This is a genomic window from Parafrankia soli (assembly GCF_001854695.1).
Lineage (GTDB): Bacteria > Actinomycetota > Actinomycetes > Frankiales > Frankiaceae > Parafrankia > Parafrankia soli.
In genome coordinates this window covers 150,856-168,317 of sequence record NZ_MAXA01000001.1, presented here as the reverse complement: position 1 = coordinate 168,317, position 17,462 = coordinate 150,856, and the positions used below count along the sequence as shown (strand labels likewise).

At 72.3% G+C, this 17,462-nt stretch carries 13 protein-coding genes and 1 pseudogene; 7 read left to right on the top strand and 7 right to left on the bottom strand.

The genetic code is table 11. From position 1 onward, the window contains the following. The first annotated feature begins 608 nt into the window (after window positions 1–608). Window positions 609–2,000: a class II fumarate hydratase gene (locus BBK14_RS00675; protein WP_071059278.1), complete on the top strand. Its 1,392-nt coding sequence runs from the start codon at window positions 609–611 to the stop codon at window positions 1,998–2,000. Between the two features lie 653 nt (window positions 2,001–2,653). After that, on the top strand, window positions 2,654–4,072 hold the full coding sequence (sthA, locus tag BBK14_RS00670) for a Si-specific NAD(P)(+) transhydrogenase (RefSeq protein WP_071059276.1): 1,419 nt from the start codon (window positions 2,654–2,656) through the stop codon (window positions 4,070–4,072). 7 nt (window positions 4,073–4,079) lie between these two features. Here sthA and BBK14_RS00665 read toward each other — a convergent pair whose 3' ends face one another. Then, complete coding sequence (locus tag BBK14_RS00665; RefSeq protein WP_241831013.1) at window positions 4,080–5,174, bottom strand: DUF3616 domain-containing protein; 1,095 nt, start codon at window positions 5,172–5,174, stop codon at window positions 4,080–4,082. Between the two features lie 925 nt (window positions 5,175–6,099). Continuing rightward, window positions 6,100–6,651, bottom strand: coding sequence for an NUDIX domain-containing protein (locus BBK14_RS00660; RefSeq protein ID WP_071059275.1), 552 nt, complete (start codon window positions 6,649–6,651; stop codon window positions 6,100–6,102). A gap of 512 nt (window positions 6,652–7,163) precedes the next feature. Between BBK14_RS00660 and BBK14_RS00655 the strand changes: the two genes are divergently transcribed. Next, on the top strand, window positions 7,164–7,745 hold the full coding sequence (locus tag BBK14_RS00655) for a hypothetical protein (protein WP_071059273.1): 582 nt from the start codon (window positions 7,164–7,166) through the stop codon (window positions 7,743–7,745). Window positions 7,746–7,820: 75 nt separating this feature from the next. Here BBK14_RS00655 and BBK14_RS00650 read toward each other — a convergent pair whose 3' ends face one another. Continuing rightward, the gene (locus BBK14_RS00650) at window positions 7,821–8,477 is read right to left on the bottom strand and encodes an adenylate kinase family protein (protein WP_018502151.1); all 657 of its coding nucleotides are present in this window, start codon (window positions 8,475–8,477) and stop codon (window positions 7,821–7,823) included. 507 nt (window positions 8,478–8,984) lie between these two features. Here BBK14_RS00650 and BBK14_RS00645 point away from each other — a divergent pair. Next, window positions 8,985–10,439 (top strand): hypothetical protein, encoded by a 1,455-nt coding sequence (locus BBK14_RS00645; protein ID WP_071059271.1) that lies wholly within the window; start codon window positions 8,985–8,987, stop codon window positions 10,437–10,439. Window positions 10,440–10,519: 80 nt separating this feature from the next. Here the strand turns inward: BBK14_RS00645 and BBK14_RS00640 are convergent, their stop codons facing one another. Together BBK14_RS00640 and BBK14_RS00635 are read right to left on the bottom strand one after the other, a co-directional pair. Then, window positions 10,520–11,257 (bottom strand): maleylpyruvate isomerase N-terminal domain-containing protein, encoded by a 738-nt coding sequence (locus BBK14_RS00640; protein WP_071059438.1) that lies wholly within the window; start codon window positions 11,255–11,257, stop codon window positions 10,520–10,522. Between the two features lie 49 nt (window positions 11,258–11,306). After that, complete coding sequence (locus BBK14_RS00635) at window positions 11,307–11,867, bottom strand: hypothetical protein (RefSeq protein ID WP_071059270.1); 561 nt, start codon at window positions 11,865–11,867, stop codon at window positions 11,307–11,309. A 165-nt stretch (window positions 11,868–12,032) separates the two neighbouring features. Here BBK14_RS00635 and BBK14_RS00630 point away from each other — a divergent pair, with 165 nt between their 5' ends. The 3 genes and pseudogenes from BBK14_RS00630 to BBK14_RS00620 all read left to right on the top strand — a co-directional run bounded on the left by BBK14_RS00630 (window position 12,033) and on the right by BBK14_RS00620 (window position 14,942). Beyond that, window positions 12,033–12,710: a JAB domain-containing protein gene (locus BBK14_RS00630; RefSeq protein ID WP_241831012.1), complete on the top strand. Its 678-nt coding sequence runs from the start codon at window positions 12,033–12,035 to the stop codon at window positions 12,708–12,710. Between the two features lie 129 nt (window positions 12,711–12,839). After that, window positions 12,840–13,554, top strand: a pseudogene (locus BBK14_RS00625) (SigE family RNA polymerase sigma factor). Further along, the gene (locus BBK14_RS00620) at window positions 13,551–14,942 is read left to right on the top strand and encodes a hypothetical protein (RefSeq protein ID WP_071059266.1); all 1,392 of its coding nucleotides are present in this window, start codon (window positions 13,551–13,553) and stop codon (window positions 14,940–14,942) included. The pseudogene BBK14_RS00625 and the gene BBK14_RS00620 overlap by 4 nt, the downstream one beginning before the upstream one ends. Here BBK14_RS00620 and msrA read toward each other — a convergent pair. Together msrA and BBK14_RS00610 are read right to left on the bottom strand one after the other, a co-directional pair. Then, entirely contained in the window at window positions 14,928–15,593 is a 666-nt protein-coding gene (gene msrA / locus BBK14_RS00615) for a peptide-methionine (S)-S-oxide reductase MsrA (protein ID WP_071059264.1), read from the bottom strand. The genes BBK14_RS00620 and msrA overlap by 15 nt on opposite strands. A 413-nt stretch (window positions 15,594–16,006) precedes the next feature. Then, window positions 16,007–17,299, bottom strand: coding sequence for a PhoH family protein (locus BBK14_RS00610; protein WP_071059262.1), 1,293 nt, complete (start codon window positions 17,297–17,299; stop codon window positions 16,007–16,009). Window positions 17,300–17,462: the final 163 nt, after the last annotated feature.

The following is a 17,462-nucleotide window of genomic DNA, read 5'->3' as shown; positions in this document are numbered from 1 at the left end:
GCACTCCAGCGGTACGTCACTCCAGCGATATCCACTCCGCCGACATTCATCCGGCGTCGGCGCCGCCGTCCAAGCCGCATCGCCGCATTCGGGCGGCCGCGGCCGGAGGCGTCGTCGGCGCCGGCACCAACGGGCCGTCCCAGCCAGCGCCGGAAATTCCGGTCGGTCGTGCTGCCGGCGGCCCCCTCACGCCTGGGTCACCGCGCGTGGTGTGAGGACCGTGTCCCATCGGGCGGCTGCGCCACCCGGTCGGATGATCGTCGACGCCCGTGCTGGTCACCGGCTTCGCTCGTAGCCCGGTCCACCCATCGTGTTTCTCTCCGTCCGGTGCCGCGCCAGCCTGGTGCGGCACCGGACGTTCGTCTGTGGTGGCCCGGTGACGGGTGCCGGCCGCCCGGCATGCCGCCCGCGCCGGCCCGTCTCGGGCGATGTGACGAGCGCCCGCCGGGGATGCCGGCCGAGGCGACGGATGCACCTGATGTCCTAGGGTCGGCAGTGGCCTGTCATCGCCAGCGCCGCGGGCGGTTCCGCGGCAAGCCGGATCGGCGGCAAGCCAGATCAAGGTCGACGGACATCTCGGGAGATCGGCGCATGAGCGAGCACGAGTCATGAGCGAGCAGGAATACCGCATCGAGCACGACAGCATGGGTGACGTGCGGGTGCCGGCCGCGGCGAAGTGGCGAGCGCAGACGCAGCGGGCGGTCGAGAACTTCCCCGTCTCCGGCCAGCGCATCTCGCGCGCCCACATCGCGGCGCTCGCGCGGATCAAGGCCGCGGCCGCGACCGTGAACGCCAAGCTCGGCGTTCTCGACGGTGACATCGCCGCGGCGATCGCCGAGGCCGCCGGCGAGGTGGCCCGGGGCGACTGGGACACCCAGTTCCCGCTCGACGTCTTCCAGACCGGCAGCGGCACGTCGTCCAACATGAACACCAACGAGGTGCTGGCGTCGCTCGCCTCGGAGCGGCTCGGCCGGGCCGTTCACCCGAACGACCACGTGAACGCCTCGCAGTCGTCGAACGACGTGTTCCCGTCCTCGATCCACGTGGCGGCGACCCAGGGGATCGTGCACGAGCTGATCCCCGCGCTCGATCACCTCGCCGTCTCACTGGAGCGGAAGGCGACCGAGTTCGCCGAGGTGGTCAAGTCGGGGCGCACCCACCTCATGGACGCCACGCCGGTGACCCTCGGCCAGGAGTTCGGCGGGTACGCGGCGGCCGTCCGGCTGGGTGTCGAGCGGCTCAACGGCGCGCTGCCCCGGATCGGCGAGCTGCCGCTGGGCGGCACCGCGGTCGGCACCGGCATCAACACGCCGCCGGGGTTCTCGGCGGCGGTCATCGAGGAGCTGGCGGCGAGCACCGGGCTCCCGCTCACCGAAGCCCGCAACCACTTCGAGGCCCAGGCCTCGCGGGACGGCCTCGTCGAGGCGTCCGGCGTGCTGCGGGTGATAGCGGTGTCGCTCTACAAGATCTCGAACGACCTGCGGTGGGCGTCCTCGGGCCCGCGGGCCGGGCTGGGCGAGATCAGGCTGCCGGACCTGCAGCCCGGGTCGTCGATCATGCCCGGCAAGGTGAACCCGGTCATCCCCGAGGCGGTCTGCCAGGTGGTGGCCCAGGTGGTCGGCAACGACGCGGCGGTGGCGTTCGGTGGCTCGGCCGGCAACTTCGAGCTCAACGTGATGCTGCCGGTCATCGCCCGCAACCTGCTCGAGTCGATCCACATCCTGTCGACGATCAGCCGTCTGTTCGCCGACCGCTGCATCGACGGCATCGTCGCGGACGTCGAGCGCTGCCGCCGCTACGCGGAGTCCTCGCCGTCGGTCGTGACGCCGCTCAACAAGTACATCGGCTACGAGGAGGCGGCCAAGGTCGCCAAGCAGTCGCTGGCCGAGGAGAAGACGATCCGCGAGGTCGTGATCGAGCGCGGGTACGTCCAGGCCGGCAAGCTCACCGAGGCCGAGCTGGACAGCGCGCTCGACGTCCTGTCGATGACGCACCCGTAGGACGGACCGGTAGCCGCACCCGTGGGCGGTCGCCCGCGGGTGCGCCTCCCACGGGTGCTCGGCTTTCGCCGCCGGCACCCTCGGGCGCGACTCGGCCCGTCGGTGCGCTCGATCAGGCGGAACGGGGGGGACGGGCCCGGGTGGGCCCGTAGCGGTGGGACAGGGAACGGACCCGGCTCCACGAACGTGCGGGAGCCGGGTCCCGATGCCGACGCCTGTTCCCCCGGCCACTGGCCGGGAGCACGCCATCCCCACGGCAGGTCGGCATACCCCGTCGCGAGAGCCGTGGAAGACCCCCCAGCCAGCCTCCACGACCCCCGCGACCCCCGATGCCCTGTCCAACGAGGCGGCTCGGCTTTCGTTACGGGCCGCACCACGGATTTCTGGGTTTCCTCCGGCCGGTGGGCGACCACGGGCCGGCACGGGGCCCGGGTGACCACGGGCCGGCACGGGCCGGGTGAGCACGGGTGGACCACGCCGTCCCCCCACGTCGGCGTGTGACGATGGGAACGCAAGCCATGACATGGCGCGACTGGTGTGACGTTCTGGGGACCTGGGCGAGAAAACGGCGTAACAACACCGACCGCCGGAGGTTCCGGGCCTCCTGGGCGGATAGCCTCGGCGCGACACGATAAATGACAGGGGGAAACGACGTGCACGAGGTCGATGTCCTTGTCATCGGTTCCGGGCCCGGCGGGCAGAAGGCTRCCATCGCCGCGGCCAAACTCGGGCGCAGCGTCGCGGTCGTCGACAAGCGGGACATGATCGGCGGGGTCTGCATCAACACGGGGACCATCCCGTCCAAGACGCTGCGCGAGGCCGTCATGTACCTGACGGGCCTGGCCCAGCGAGAGGTCTACGGCCAGAGCTACCGACTCAAGGACGAGATCACGGTCGCGGACCTCTCCGCACGGACGCAGCACGTGATCGGCCGCGAGATCGACGTGATCCGCAGCCAGCTCACCCGCAACCGGGTCCAGGTCCTCTCCGGGCTCGCGACCTTCCTCGACCCGAACACCGTGAGCGTCCGCGGGCCTGGCGGGGTCGAGGAACGACAGGTCCGCGCCAACAAGATCATCATTGCCACCGGCACCCGGCCGGCCCGGCCCGACTCGGTGGACTTCGACGGCCGCACGGTCGTCGACAGCGACCAGATCCTCGACATCGACCGGATCCCCGGCTCGATGGTCGTGGTCGGCGCCGGAGTGATCGGCATCGAGTACGCCTCGATGTTCGCGGCACTGGGCACAAAGGTCACCGTCGTCGAACGGCGCGACCGGATGCTGGACTTCTGTGACCTGGAGATCATCGAGGCGCTCAAGTACCAGCTGCGCGACCTCGCGGTGACCTTCCGGTTCCGCGAGTCCGTGGTCTCCGTCGAGCGCCACAACGGCGGCACCCTCACGACGCTGGAGAGCGGCAAGAAGATCCCCGCCGACACCGTCATGTACTCCGCCGGGCGGCAGGGGCTCACCGAGGTCCTCCAGTTGCAGAACGCCGGGCTCTCCGCGGACAACCGCGGCCGGATCCTGGTCGGCCCGGACTTCCGCACCGAGGTGGACCACATCTACGCCGTCGGTGACGTGATCGGTTTCCCGGCCCTGGCGGCGACGTCCATGGAGCAGGGGCGGCTGGCCGCCTACGCGGCGTGCGGCGAGCCGGCCACGGGGATGCGGGCCGAGCTGATGCCGATCGGCATCTACACGATCCCGGAGATCTCCTACGTCGGCAGCACCGAGGACGAGCTCACCGAGCGCGCGGTGCCCTTCGAGGTGGGCATCGCCCGCTACCGCGAGCTGGCCCGCGGCGCGATCCTGGGCGACTCCTACGGCATGCTCAAGCTCCTGGTGAGCCCGGAGGACGGCCGGCTGCTCGGCATCCACGTCTTCGGCACCGGGGCCACCGAGCTGGTCCACATCGGGCAGGCCGTGATGGGCTGCGGCGGAACGGTCAACTACCTGGTCGACACCGTCTTCAACTACCCGACCCTGGCGGAGTCCTACAAGGTCGCCGCGCTCGACGCGATGAACAAGATGCGGGCGGTGGCCCGCATCTCGGGCCGTCACCTGTGACGGCGGGCTAGCCGGCGGCGGGCGGCAGGGGCAGGACGTCCGCGATGATCTCGTGGCGGTGCCGGCGGCGGTGCGGAGCGGGGCTGTCGTAGACGACCAGCAGCGCCTGCCCGCCGGAACCACCCGGGTCGGGGATCAGGGTGATGCCCTCGGCGTGGTCCACTCCATCGCCGTAGGGGACGTCCATGATCTTCTCGATGACGGTGCCACGCACCACGACGGACGTCTCCGCCCGCACCGCGCCCCGCCAGGCGTGGATGCGGACCGGGCCGTCGAGATCCATCGTCGGCCCGGCAAGGACGAGCAGGTCGTCCCCGTAGGGGATCATGTCGCGCACCCCGAGGCCGCCCAGGTCGAGGAAGTGCTTGCGGTAGGGGCCGTCGTCGAGCGGGGCGAGCAGCAGGTCGGGGCCGTCGCTGCCGGCCAGCCGCAGCTCGATGACGACGGCCCAGCCGCGCAGCACGGGGCCCCGCAGGCCCAGGTAGATCCGCTCCCCCACGACGGCCAGTCCCTCGATGTCCAGGCCGTTGTCCTTGCTGGGGATCGTGAGGAAGGGTCCCAGGTGCGGGTCGTCGCGCAGCGCGCGGGTGAGCCGGGTGCTCTTACGTAGGCCCAGGGCCGCCGCCGACAACTTCCGGCCCGGGTTCGCCGGGTCCGGCGCCGATGCGGCCAGCACGGGCCCGTCGGGCGTCTCCACGACCGGTATCCGGCCAATGATGTGCCGGTTGGCGTTGTTGCTCACCTTGGCGAGCCGGGTGAGCGCCGCCTCGGTGGCGTGGTCGGGCCGCACCCGCTTGCGCGTCCTGGCGTGCGACCCGGTGAACCAGAGGTAGCCGCCTGCGAGGTCCAGGCCCTCGATGTCGATCTCCGGCACGACCCCGTCGGCGTCGGCCGGCTCGGGCAGCGCCAGGAAGTCGCCCACCTGGAAGCTCACGTGCCCGCCGTAGCAGTCGCCGTCCGCCGAGCGGGTCACCCGCTCGATCGTCACGGTCTCGTCGCCGCCCAGCCACAGGTGGCTGCCGTCGCAGCGCACCGTCGACAGTGACTCGGCGATGTCGAGCACCATGTGACCGTCGACGAACCGGATCGGAATCGTGTCCACGCCGCTCCCCTTCACCGGCACCCGGCACTCGGCCGCCGGCACCCGTTCCAGGAGCCTACGACCGCGCCCCGTCGTCAGCCGGACGTTGTCCCAGGCAGGACCGTCCGGCCGAACCCGGCGTCATCCCGAGGCGGGCTCGGAGAGCAGGGATCCACATTGAAGCCCGCCCCCCACCCCTCCACCGGCCGATGCGTGGCGGGGGCTGCGGGGTTACCGACCTGTGTGGGCGGGGCTGTGGTGTCGTCCTGCGCGGGTCGGTCACCTCGACGGTCCGCCCGGTCACCGGGTCATGGACGGCGGCCCTGGCGTGACCCGGACGCCCGGAGAGGAACCCACGGAAGCCAGCGGCGAGGGCATCGGCCCCGGCCACCCGGCGGCGACCGCCACCACACCGGGCCCACCCACCACACTGGTCGCCCCGTCCGGCCCGCTCGCCGAATCCGGTCCGCCCGGAGTGGCCGTGCTTGTCGAATCGCTTTCAGCTAAAGATCCATCAGTACTGCCCGGATATTTTTCCGATCGTCCCCTGACCCCGATCAGGGGACGGTCGGCGGGGTGCTCAACGGGTCGACTCCGTCGCCGTCCGCCCGAGGGGAATCGCGGGCGGCTGGCGCGGCGGGGGCCTCACCGGGAGCGGGCAGGACCGCCGTGGCAGGGGAAGGCACGAGGAGCAGGCGATGCAGCCGACCAGCGCCAGGGTCAGGGCCATCGACGACAGGGGTCGTCCCCCGCCGGCCGGTCCCGCGCGCTGCCACCAGATGTGTGTAGCGGCGGCCGGGACGCGGGAGAAGAGGGTGCGCGTATTGTTTCGCGGATTTCACCGGCCACAGCGACCAGGCCGGCCGACGCCGTGGCCGAGAAATAACCCGGACGCGGATCCGTCACATCACGGAACACATTGTCCGAGGTCATTCGGAGCGGTAGGTCAGACCTCGGCGCGGTTGGAGGCCAGCCGGAGCTTGTCGCCGAGCTTGCCGCGTACGTCGGCGAGGTTCACCCAGCGGCGGGAGATCCCCCGGCCCGACGGCTCGGGCAGCGTGCGGTCGTCGACGTGCAGCAGGAAAGTGGCCTCGTAGTGCACGTGCTCGGGCTCGCTGAGCGCGGGGACGGCGTCGATGGGGTGGGCCGTCACGTCAACGGGTAACACGCTCGCCGGGATCAGGCCGTTCGCCTCGATGTCGGCCTCCGTCGCGAGGTGGCGCAGCGCGGCGCCGAGCAGCGACTGGTCCTCGGGGTCGATGTGCCCGCCCGGCAGCCGCCAGTTCCTGGCGGGGCGCCGCCTGGTCTGCAGCACCCGCCAGTCGGGCGAGACCAGCACCGCGCTGCACGTGACATGGGCCGGAGTCGTGGAGCGGGTGACGACGGGCGGCCCATGCAGCGCAAGCACGATCAGGGAACGTAGTAGGTCCGTCTCGTCGGGGTTGGCCTCGATGTACCCCAGCGCAACACCGATCACCGCGTTGTTCGTGACCGCCACAAAAGGAACGTACAGGTGTAAGCCGCCCAAGGCACCCCCCAGATGGGGTGACACTTATCGGACCGGCTCCGTGCGCACTCCCTGACTCCAGGTATGGACAATGGGGGCACAGTGGGCTAAAACGCCATGACCAGCAGGCCTGACGATCAGTCGCCGGAATCGTGCGACCGCGCCGCGCGCCCAACCCGGGCGACCCCGCCCGCGGCGCCCGCCCGCGCCGGGCCCGAGGCGGCGGTGGTCCCGCCTCCGGGTGGCACGTAGTTCCCTGTCCCCCACTTGTCCCCCGCCCAATCCACCTGGTTCGCAGGGGATGCCGGGAGTTCCCCCGGGATGCGGGGAGTTCCGGGGGGCGGGGCGAGTTCGGCGGGATGCGGCGAGTCGTCGCGTTCGTGACACGATGAGACGGGTTCGGACGACGTGCCGCTAGGGTGTCCTCAGTCGATCTTGTGTAGATCCGCCGCATGACGGGCCGCGGCGGCACGGCGCGATCATGAGCACGGGGAGGACCGGGCATGCCGAAAATCGCCCTCACCCAGGTCGGGCCGCGGGTATGCCGGGGCAGACTGCTGGCGGTGGGGATGGCGGCCGTGGCCGCGGTCACCCTCGCCGGCTGCAACGGCTCCGACGGCGACCTGGACGTCCCGAAGCCCTCGGCGAGCCTGCCTACCAGCCTTCCGACCAGCCTGCCCAGCGGCCTGCCGACGTCCCTGCCGACCTCGCTGCCGACGGCGATCCCGACCGCGCTCCCGACGTCGCTGCCCGGCGTCGGTCGAGTCGACACGGCGACCGGGGCGGAGGCGCTGCGCGGCACGAACATCCCGCCCGACTTCCCGATCCCGCCCGGCGCCACCGTGAAGGTGGGGACGACCGCCGGCAGCCGTTCCACCTTCACGATGGAGGGCGTGGACAGCGACGCCGCCCGCGCCTTCTACCGCCAGGCGCTGCCGGCCGCCGGGTACGAGATCACCCGGGACGTCGGTGTCGCCGRCATCGCCAGCTCGATCGAGTTCCGGGGCAAGGGCGTGACCGGGACGATCGGGGCCGCCGGCGTCGGCTCCGCGAACGCGATCGCGGTCGTCTTCCAGAAGCAGTGACTCCACCGGCCCGGGGGATTACCGCCGGGCCGGCGGATCATCACCGGGCCAGAGTGGATCCGTCGGGCGAGTCGGTCACCGTGCCATCGCGCGCGGTGACGGCAGGGCGAACTGGTCGCGGATCTCCGCCTGCACCTCCAGAACGGAGCGCCGCGCGTCGACCACGGCGACCTGCTCCTTGCGCTGGAAGATCTCCATCACCGGCCGGGTCTTCGCGTGGTACTCCGAGAGCCGCACCGCAAGGGCCTCGGGGTTGTCGTCGGAGCGCGTCACCAGCGCGCCCCCACAGACGTCACAGGTGTCCTCGATCTGCGGCCGGCTCGCGATCAGGTTGTAGTCGAGACCACATCGCGAGCACAGCCGGCGGGCCAGCACCCGGCGCACCACCTCCTCGTCCGGCAGGTCGAGGTAGATGACGCCGTCTATGTCGTAGCTCTCCAGGAAGAACTCCGCCTGCCTGGCGTTGCGCGGGAACCCGTCGATGATGAACCCGTAGTTCCAGTCGTGCTCGGTGAGCCGGGTGCGGACCACCGACTCGACGAGGTCGTCGCCCACCAGGTGCCCGCTGGCCACGATCCGCCGCACCTGCGCGCCGATCTTGGTGTGGTTCTGCACGTTCCAGCGGAACACGTCGCCCACGCTGATGTGGACCAGGTCGAGCTCGTCGGCCATCAGCTTCGCCTGGGTCCCCTTCCCGCTGCCCTGCACGCCCATGATCACGAACTTGCGCACGGTGCCTCCCCGCGTGCTTCGACGGCCTGTGGTCGGGCGGCTCCCCACCCAGCCGACGACCCGTGCGGCGGGGAGCCCTGATCTGGCTGCCGATGGCGTGCCATGGGTACGAGCGTTCCTGGCTCCGGGCGTCTGTCTCCACGCGCTCACGCACCCCTGCTGCACGTACCCCTCAAGAATGATGCCGGACGGGCCTGCGCCTCCGCGTCCGCCGCGGGCACGTTCGGAGGGATTCCCGGCCGTCGCGGCGAGCGACATCCGCCACCCGCGGCAGCGGCCACCCCGCTCGCGGACGTCCGAACCCCACCCGCACCCTCAACCAAGAGTGACCAAACGGGTGCCCGCCAACTGGACCTTCCAGGATGACACCCCCATTAGGGGGAGGCCGGCTGCGACCGAACGCGGCTGAGACGTCAGGATGGAGAAACGCAGGATCGCGTGACGATTCGGGACGGGTGGGACGGCCGCAGCGCGGCGGGTGCTCCCGGATCACAGAAGGAGAATCGGGTGCCTGGGGTAATTCGCCGACTGCTCGGTGGCGGGCTCGCCGCCACCCTGCTCGCCGTGACCGTCGCGGCGTGTGACTCGAGCGGTGACGCGCCCGCCGCGCCCGCCGAGGTGGTGCTCGACCGCGCGGCCGAGACGACCGTCCCGTTCAGCGTGGACAACGCGGGCGAGGTCGTGCTCGACGTGACCACGTCCGCCCCGGGCGTCTCCTGGGGAACGGTCGGTTCCGAGTCCGCCGTGGTCTCCGTGTTCGTCGACGGCACCTACACGACGGACGTGGTGATCCCCGCGTCGTTCCCGATCCGGCGCGGCCTGGCCCTCGGCGCGCTCACCCCCGGGAAGCACAACCTGCGGCTGCTGTTCGCCGAGGACCGCTCCCCGCAGGGGTCGTCCACGGCGAAGCTGTCGGACTTCGCCTTCCGCACGATCGCGCCCGGTGACCCCCAGTACGCGGCGGCCCGCAACGCCCCGGTGCTCTACGGGCGCACGGCGGTCAACCCCGCGCTTCTGCCCGGGACACCGGCGACCGGCCCCTTCCAGAACGCCCTCACCGACGCCCCGCTCGTCGCCTTCTACTCCGAGGCCCCGACCGCGGTCTCCGGGCACCGCCTGTTCACCTACTCCATGATCTGGAGCAACGAGGACGGCGGGACGTCCACGCCCGCGCTGATGGCCCGCTGGGGCCGCACCACCGACATCGAGTGGACCTACCAGGTCGAGGTCGACGCCGCCGGCAACGCCGTCCCGGGCAGCGCCGTGATCCAGGCGCCCGAGCACGTCCAGGCCCCGTTCACCGGACGTCTCGAGGGCACCCACCCCGTCCTGCAGACCTGCACGCTGAACAACAACATGTGCGACCCGACGGACGGCAAGATGCGCTTCTCCCTCGCCCTGGGCGAGCCCCTGGACCAGGCGGACGAGGCCCGCGAGCGGGTCATGGACCGCAACCCGTGGACGTACTGGGTGATGGCCCAGGAGGTGAACCGCGAGGGCAAGGTGACCGAGGCCCCCGAGGCGTCGTCCACCGACCTGATCAGCGATCCCCGCAACTACCTGTACCTGGTCATCCGTAAGAGCACGCTGGGCCAGCCGAACACCGACGACGCCTGGGTCGGGCTGTCCGTGGGCGTCCGGCTCTCCGGCAACCCCAACACGTTCCGCTCCAGCGGGGTGTATCCGGCGTGGTCCATCCAGCGGGACTCCCCCGCGCAGACCGCGATCGCGCTCCCGCCGGGCACCGTCGCCGAGGACATCGCCTCCATCCAGGCGACCCGGCTGATCGGCGCGGGATACGACACCGGGGCACGCATCCAGGTCGACTCGATCGAGCAGGCGTTCTTCCTCGGCCCGGACGGCCTGCCGCAGAAGTCCTTCCTGTTCACCCCGGCCAAGGCCACGCTGACCGCCGCGGCCCCCACCGCCACGCTGTTCCGCCGGCCCACCGGCACTTCGTGAGCCGGCGGCGTTCCCGCCGGCGGATCCCTGAGGACACGCCGGCGGGAACGCCGCACCCGCGAGCACCGGGACGGCCTTGATCAGCCCGGCCGCAGCCCGGCCAGGATGGCGGCGTCGCCGTGGACGGCGAGGCCGTCCCCACGCGGACCGGGAGCGGCCGGATCGAGCCGCCCCCACAACGCGAGCAGGACGGGCCCGGCCGGCCCCCGCAGCGCGGCGTCCCCCTTGGCGTGCTCGGGCGTCACCGTGACGGCGGGGCCGTTCAGACGCACCAGCCACTCGCCGGGCAGGTCGGTGAGGTGCACATGCGCGGTGCCCTCGCCCGGCGGCGAGATCCCGGCCGCACGCGCCGCCGGCAGCAGCACCGTCAGCACCTCGTCCACGCCGTCCGCGGCCAGCTGCGGGACCAGCTCCGGCGGCGCACCGAACGCGGCGGCGGCGTCCCAGGCGTGCACCTGGAACTCGTTGGCCAGCCGGCGCGGCCAGAACCCGGCCACCTCGGGGGCGAACCCGGCGACGAACGTCCAGGCCGGCGCGCCCGGATCGACGTCACGAAGCACCGTGAGCGTTTCGGTGACCATCCGCCGGTAGTAGGCGGTGAGCTCGCCGGCCTCCGCGGGCGGGCGGGGCACCAGCTCGGGCGGATCGGTCGTTCCCCGCGGCAGGTGGCGCACCGTCGAGGCGAGCAACCGGGCGACGTGGGAGACCAGGCGGCGGCAGTCCCAGCCGGGACAACTCGGGACGGGTGCGTCGAGATCACGCGACGCGGCCGCCAGCAGGGCGTCGGCGTGGGCCTCGAACTGTGCTGGGTAGTCCATCAGCCGAAGTGTCGCAGCATCGAAGCCACGCCGCCCGAACCCGGCCGGCTCAGGCCGGAGGGACCACGAGGGCCGGTTCACCCAGGTCGGACGCCAGCCGAGCCCACAGGCCGTCCGCCGTGTCGAGGGCGGACGTCGTGCGCGTGAGCAGGGTGGGCGGCGGGACGGGCGTGCCGTCGAAGAGGTTGCCGCAGGCCCTGGCCGCGCCGGCGTAGGCCGCGGCGCCGTCGGACCAGGTCCGAGCCGCCGACTCCAGCGGCGCGGCCGGGATCTCGGCCGCGTCCCGGGCCGCCCGGTCCAGCACCTCACAGGCTGGCCGCAGCGAGATCCCGTCGTTCGCGCCGATGTGGGTGCGCACGTCGGTGGCCGCCCTGGCGACGTCCGTGCGCACCGCCGACGTGGACTGGTACCAGTCGGCCAGCTCGGCCTCGAGGTCGATGGTCGGGGGCGCGGCCGCGCCGGTCTCGGCGTCCGCGCCGTCACCACCGATCAGGAACCACACCCCGATCACCGCGACGAGCCCGACGGCGGCGAGCAGCGCCAGCCCGGTCCGCTGTTCCGGGCGGCTGAGTTCGTCCCACGTCCGGTGGTCGTTGTTACGGCGAGTCACATGTTCCCCCACGCGCCGAAGTGTGCAGGCACAGAACAGACGCGCAGGCGCCCCGCGACGTTGCGATACCCCCGGGGCGCCGCGACTGGCGGAACCCGTCGTACCCGCCGTCTACCGTGATACGACGCCGGGCACGGCGGGCCCGGCTCGTGATGTCACTCGCCCATGAACGGGGTAGCCATGCGGGTGAAGGATCTTCCGATACGGGAACGGCCACGCGAGCGGGCCCTGGCCGCGGGCGCCGAGGCACTCGCCGATCGCGAGCTGCTGGCGCTCCTGCTCGGGTCGGGCTCGCCCGGCTGTGACGCGGTCGATCTCGCCGGGCGGCTCATCGCCCGGCACGGCGGGCTGTACGAGCTCTCACGGGCCGACCCGCAGGAGCTGATCGCGCAGCCCGGGGTGGGGCCGGCGAAGGCGGCCCGGGTCTGCGCGGCCTTCCACCTGGGCCGGCGCGCCCGGCCCCCGGCGGCCGGCGCCACCGGGCTGACCAGCACGGCGGCACTGGCCGAGGCCGCCGCGCCGCTGCTGCGCGGCCTGCGCGGCGAGCGTGTCGTCGTGGTCGTCTGCGACGGCAACGCGGGCATCCTGCGGGCGCGGCTGCTCACGCAGGGCGCGTCCGGCCACAGCCCGCTGAGCATGCGCGACCTGCTCGGCTACGTGCTGCGCTGCGGGGGCTCGTCGTTCGGAGTGGCCCACAACCACCCCGACGGCAACCCCGAGCCGAGCGCGGACGACCGCCGCGTCACCACCCGGCTTCGGGAGTCGGCCGCGCTGCTGGGCCTGCGCTTCCTCGACCACGTGGTCATCACCGACGAGACGTGGCGCCGGGTGGTCGACGCCTGAGCCCGCGGGCGGGACCCGCACCCACACCCTCAAGGCGATCACCCGCGGCCACCGCGGGACCGAAGTAGGACGCTCTTCGCAGGTGACTGCCGACGAGTCTGGTTCGCGAGGCATCGCGGGATGGGCCGGATGCGTACGGAACAGGGCAACGGCGATATTTCTCAGGGAGACGAGGCCGTGCCTGCCGACGACGCCAGCTTTGAACACTTTGTCGCTGACTGCGCGGATCGACTGCTACTGAGCGCCGTGCTGCTCGTCAGCGGCGACTGGGCGGCGGGCGAGGACCTGCTGCAGGGTGCGTTCGAGCGCACCTACCGGCACAGGGGCCAGACGAACGACCCGAAGCCGGAGGCCTACGTCCGCCCGTGCCCTGGTCAACGCGGCCACGTCCCGCTGGCGCAGGCTACGGGCGCGGGTCAGCGAGGTACCGCTGCTCGTCAACGGGAAGTGGACCGCCGACCCGGCCGACTCCAGCGCCGCCGACCCGGCCGACCGGCTCGCCGCGAACGAGGCCCTCATCCGGGCGCTGGGGGCTCTTCCATCCCGGCAGCGGGCGGTGCTGGTGCTGCGCTATTTCGACGACCTGCCCGAGGCCGATGTCGCCGCCGTCCTCGGCTGCACCGTCGGCACCGTCCGCTCCCAGACCTCCCGAGGGTTGGCGAAGCTGCGCAACAGCCCCCAGTTGCGCGGCTTCGCCCCACCGGGCCGCGCACCCACGCCCCCCGTCGGCCCATTGGCCGACGTCCTGGCCAACGAGGGCGTGGACACCGCCACCGCCACCGATGAGCTCGCCGCGGCGGTCTGTCCCGCGCCGGCCCGCCGCGCTCCAGGGGAGGCACTGTGACCGTCGCCGGCCGCACCCCGCCCGACCCCACACCGACCAACCGCACACCGACCGCCGACGACCTGGCCGGAGATATCCGGGCGCTGCGCGGGCCGCTCGCCCGCCGCCGCGCCCCCGTCGAACCGGCCGCGTTCGCCGCCGGCGTCCGTGCCCAGGCCCGCCGCCGACGCACCCGGGGCCTCATCGGCGGCGTCGCGGGCCTGGTCATCCTGGTCGCCGTGGGCATCGCGACCTCCCCGCGCCTGCTCGGCGGTGGCTCCGCCGCCACCGTCGTCGCCTCGACCGACCCGTTGGAGGCCACCCCACCGATGTCCAGAACGCCCCACCCCCACGGCGGCTTCACCGTCGGCTGGCTGCCCACCCGGATGACCCACCGCGGCGACCTGGCGGCGCGGGTCTACGCCTCACCCGGTTCGGACGCACCGAACAACCTGGCCTTCGCCATCGACGGGCTCGGCGGCGACTTTCCCTCTCTGACTGAGGCGGCCGGGTTCTTCGGCCCGTTCACCTACATCAGCCAGTTCGCGCTGCCCGGCGCCACCGACCCGGCCGCGGTGGCCGAGTCAGGCTCCACCGCGCCTGCGGCGCCGGCCGCCGGCCTGATCTCGCCGGCGCTGGTCTGGGTGACCGTCACCTGGGATCCCTACACTGCGCCGAACGCCGCCGCCCAGTTGAGTGACGGCAACCTCCTCGGGCAGGTCGGGGCGGTCGACGTCACCCAGACGACCGTCGCCGGCCAGCCTGCCGACCACCGCTACCGCGCCGCCCTGCTGTGGACGGCGCCGGACGGCGCCCTGGTGGCGGTCGAAGGCGCGGGCCCCGGCCCGGTCGACCCGGCAGTCGTCGCCCGCGTCGCGGAGGGGCTCACACTCGTCGGGCAGCCGCCTCCGCCGGTGCCACCGGACGAAACGACGGCGGAGGCGATCCGCACCGCGTTCCACGACGCCTTCACCGCCGGCGTCCGTGACGACCGGTTCGCCGCCGCGGTGCAGGACGGCCCGGCACTGGCCTCACTGCGCGCCAAGGTGGCGGCCCGGTACCCCCGGTTCGCGGCCACCCTGTCGGTGCAGATCGATCAGATGCTCGTCGTCGCCCCGGGCACCGTCTCGGCGGGGCTGTGGGTCTCGTTCACCGACCCGACAGTGCCTCCTCAGGCCCTGCCTGGCGGCACGCAGCCCCTCGGGCGCCTTCGGCGAGGCGGTGCTCACCCCGGCGGGCTGGCAGGTCACCCGGGCCGCGTACTGCGACCTGGTCATGGGTCTCGGGAGTCCCGACCTGCGCTGCCCGCCCTGACCCTTCCGACACCGGCCACGGGTCTGGACACACTGGCCGCCAGCCGGTCGGAGCGCTTGGTCCAACCGGCTGGCGATCGCTCAGGACTCCGCTGACGCGAGGCCGACGGGGCAGCTGACTCCGGTTCCGCCCAGGCCGCAGTAGCCGTGGGGATTCTTGGCGTCCGACAGGTACTGCTGGTGGTACTCCTCGGCGTAGTAGAACGGGCCGGCGGGCGCGATCTCCGTGGTGATCTCCGGGTAGCCGGCGGCGGTGAGGACGCGCTGGAAAGCGTCCCGGCTCGCCTGCGCGGCCGCGGCCTGGTCCTCGCCGGTCGTGTAGACCGCCGACCGGTACTGGGTGCCGACGTCGTTGCCCTGGCGCATGCCCTGTGTCGGGTCGTGCGCCTCCCAGAAGACCCGCAGCAACTCGGCGAAGCTGACCTTCGCCGGGTCGAAGACGACGAGCACGGCCTCGGTGTGGCCGGTCAGGCCGGAGCAGGCCTCCTCGTAGGTCGGGTTGGGCGTGATCCCGCCCGCGTAGCCGACCGCGGTCGAGTACACCCCCGGGACCTGCCAGAACTTGCGCTCCGCACCCCAGAAACAGCCCATCCCGAACACCGCCGTACGCAGCCCCTCCGGGAAGGGGCCGAGCAAGGACGTGCCGAGGACGGTGTGACGGTCGGGGCCGGTGAAGATCGGCGTGCCGCGGCCGGGCAGGGCCTGGTCGGCAGTCGGGAGGGTCGTCTTGTGGCGACCGAAGAACATCGCGAACCACCTCCGGGAGTTCCGACAGACACAACCACCGCGGACTCCCCCAAGTTCCCGCCCCCCCCGCAGGCCCCAACCCCGTTCCCCGACGCCCTGCACCCCCAAGCATCCTGGCGCCCGGGCCGATATGGGCGGCTGTCTGTGGCGGGTGAGGGAGTCTATAGACTCACTCACCCGCCACGGTTCAGCGATGTCGCCGCGCACCCCGGGCCTGCCGTCGGGGCAGGCGTTCCCGGACACCCGGATTCCCTGAAGACCGACGCCCCCGGGCACCGCGGCGTGCCCGGGCAGCGACGGTCCCTGGGCGCCCCGATGTTCCGCGGGAGTGGACGTCCAGTGGATGTGGGTGGTTCGGGGAGGTGTTCGGGGTGGTTAGGCCAAACTGGGCCAGTTCGGCCGGTTGGGCCCGATCAGAGCACCAGGTCCTCGAGCATGGTTGTGACGAGGGCGGCGATCGGGGACCGCTCGGAGCGGGTCAGGGTGACGTGGGCGAACAGGGGGTGGCCCTTGAGTGTCTCGATGACCGAGGCGACTCCGTCATGACGGCCGACCCGCAGGTTGTCGCGCTGGGCGACGTCGTGGGTGAGGACGACCCGCGAGCCCTGGCCGAGCCGGGACAGGACCGTCAGCAGCACGCCCCGCTCAAGCGACTGTGCCTCGTCCACGATGACGAAGGCGTCGTGCAGCGAGCGGCCGCGGATGTGCGTGAGCGGGAGCACCTCGAGCATGCCCCGATCGACGATCTCCTCGATGACCTCGGGCGACACGAGCGCGCCGAGGGTGTCGAAGACGGCCTGCGCCCACGGTGCCATTTTCTCGTTCTCGCTGCCGGGCAGGTAGCCGAGGTCCTGGCCGCCGACGGCGTAGAGCGGGCGGAAGACGACGACCCGCCGGTGCAGCCGGCGTTCCATGACCGCCTCGAGGCCGGCGCACAGGGCGAGGGCGGACTTTCCCGTACCCGCGCGGCCACCGAGGGAGACGATGCCGACCTCGTGGTCGAGGAGCAGGTCGAGGGCCACCCGCTGCTCCGCGGAGCGGCCGTGCAGCCCGAAGGCGTCGCGGTCGCCGCGGACGAGCTGGATGGACTTGTCGGCGGTGACCCGGCCGAGTGCCGAGGCGCTCCCTCCGGGCGCGGTGAGCACGAGGCCGGTGTGGCAGGGCAGGTCGGCCGCCTCCGCGGCCTCGACGAGCTCCTTGGCGTAGAGCCGGTCGAGATCGTCCTGGCTGACGGTCAGCTCCGCCATCCCGCTCCAGCCGCTGTCGACCGGCGACAGTGCCTGGTACTCCTCCGCGGCGAGCCCGACCACGGATGCCTTCACACGCAGCGGCAGGTCCTTCGTGACCAGCACCACCTCGGCGCCTTCGCGCGCGAGGTTGAGGGCCACCGAGAGGATCCTGGAGTCGTTGTCGTCCACGCGGAACCCCGGTGGAAGCACGGACGAGTCGGTGTGGTTGAGTTCCACTCGGAGCGTTCCACCGGTCTCCAACGGCAGTGGCTGGTCCAGCCGGCCGTGGCGGATCCGGAGGTCGTCCAGGATGCGCAGTGCCTCCCGGGCGAACCAACCCAGCTCCGGGTGGTTTCGCTTACCTTCCAGCTCCCCTATGACGACCAGGGGGAGCACGACATTGTGCTCCGCGAACCGCAGCAGCGCGCCAGGATCAGAGAGCAGCACGCTTGTGTCGACGACATGCGTTCGTGGCACACGCCCACCCGCTTACTCGGAGGTATCCGGGACCGGGCCCCTGAGCAGGAGCCGGGTACCGGCCTCCTGACGTTGTCGCAGTTGCGGCACCGAGGGGCCTCCCGAGTGGCCGACCCGATGTCGGACCACGACTTGAGACGCTAGGGCTCTCACGTTAGCCGCC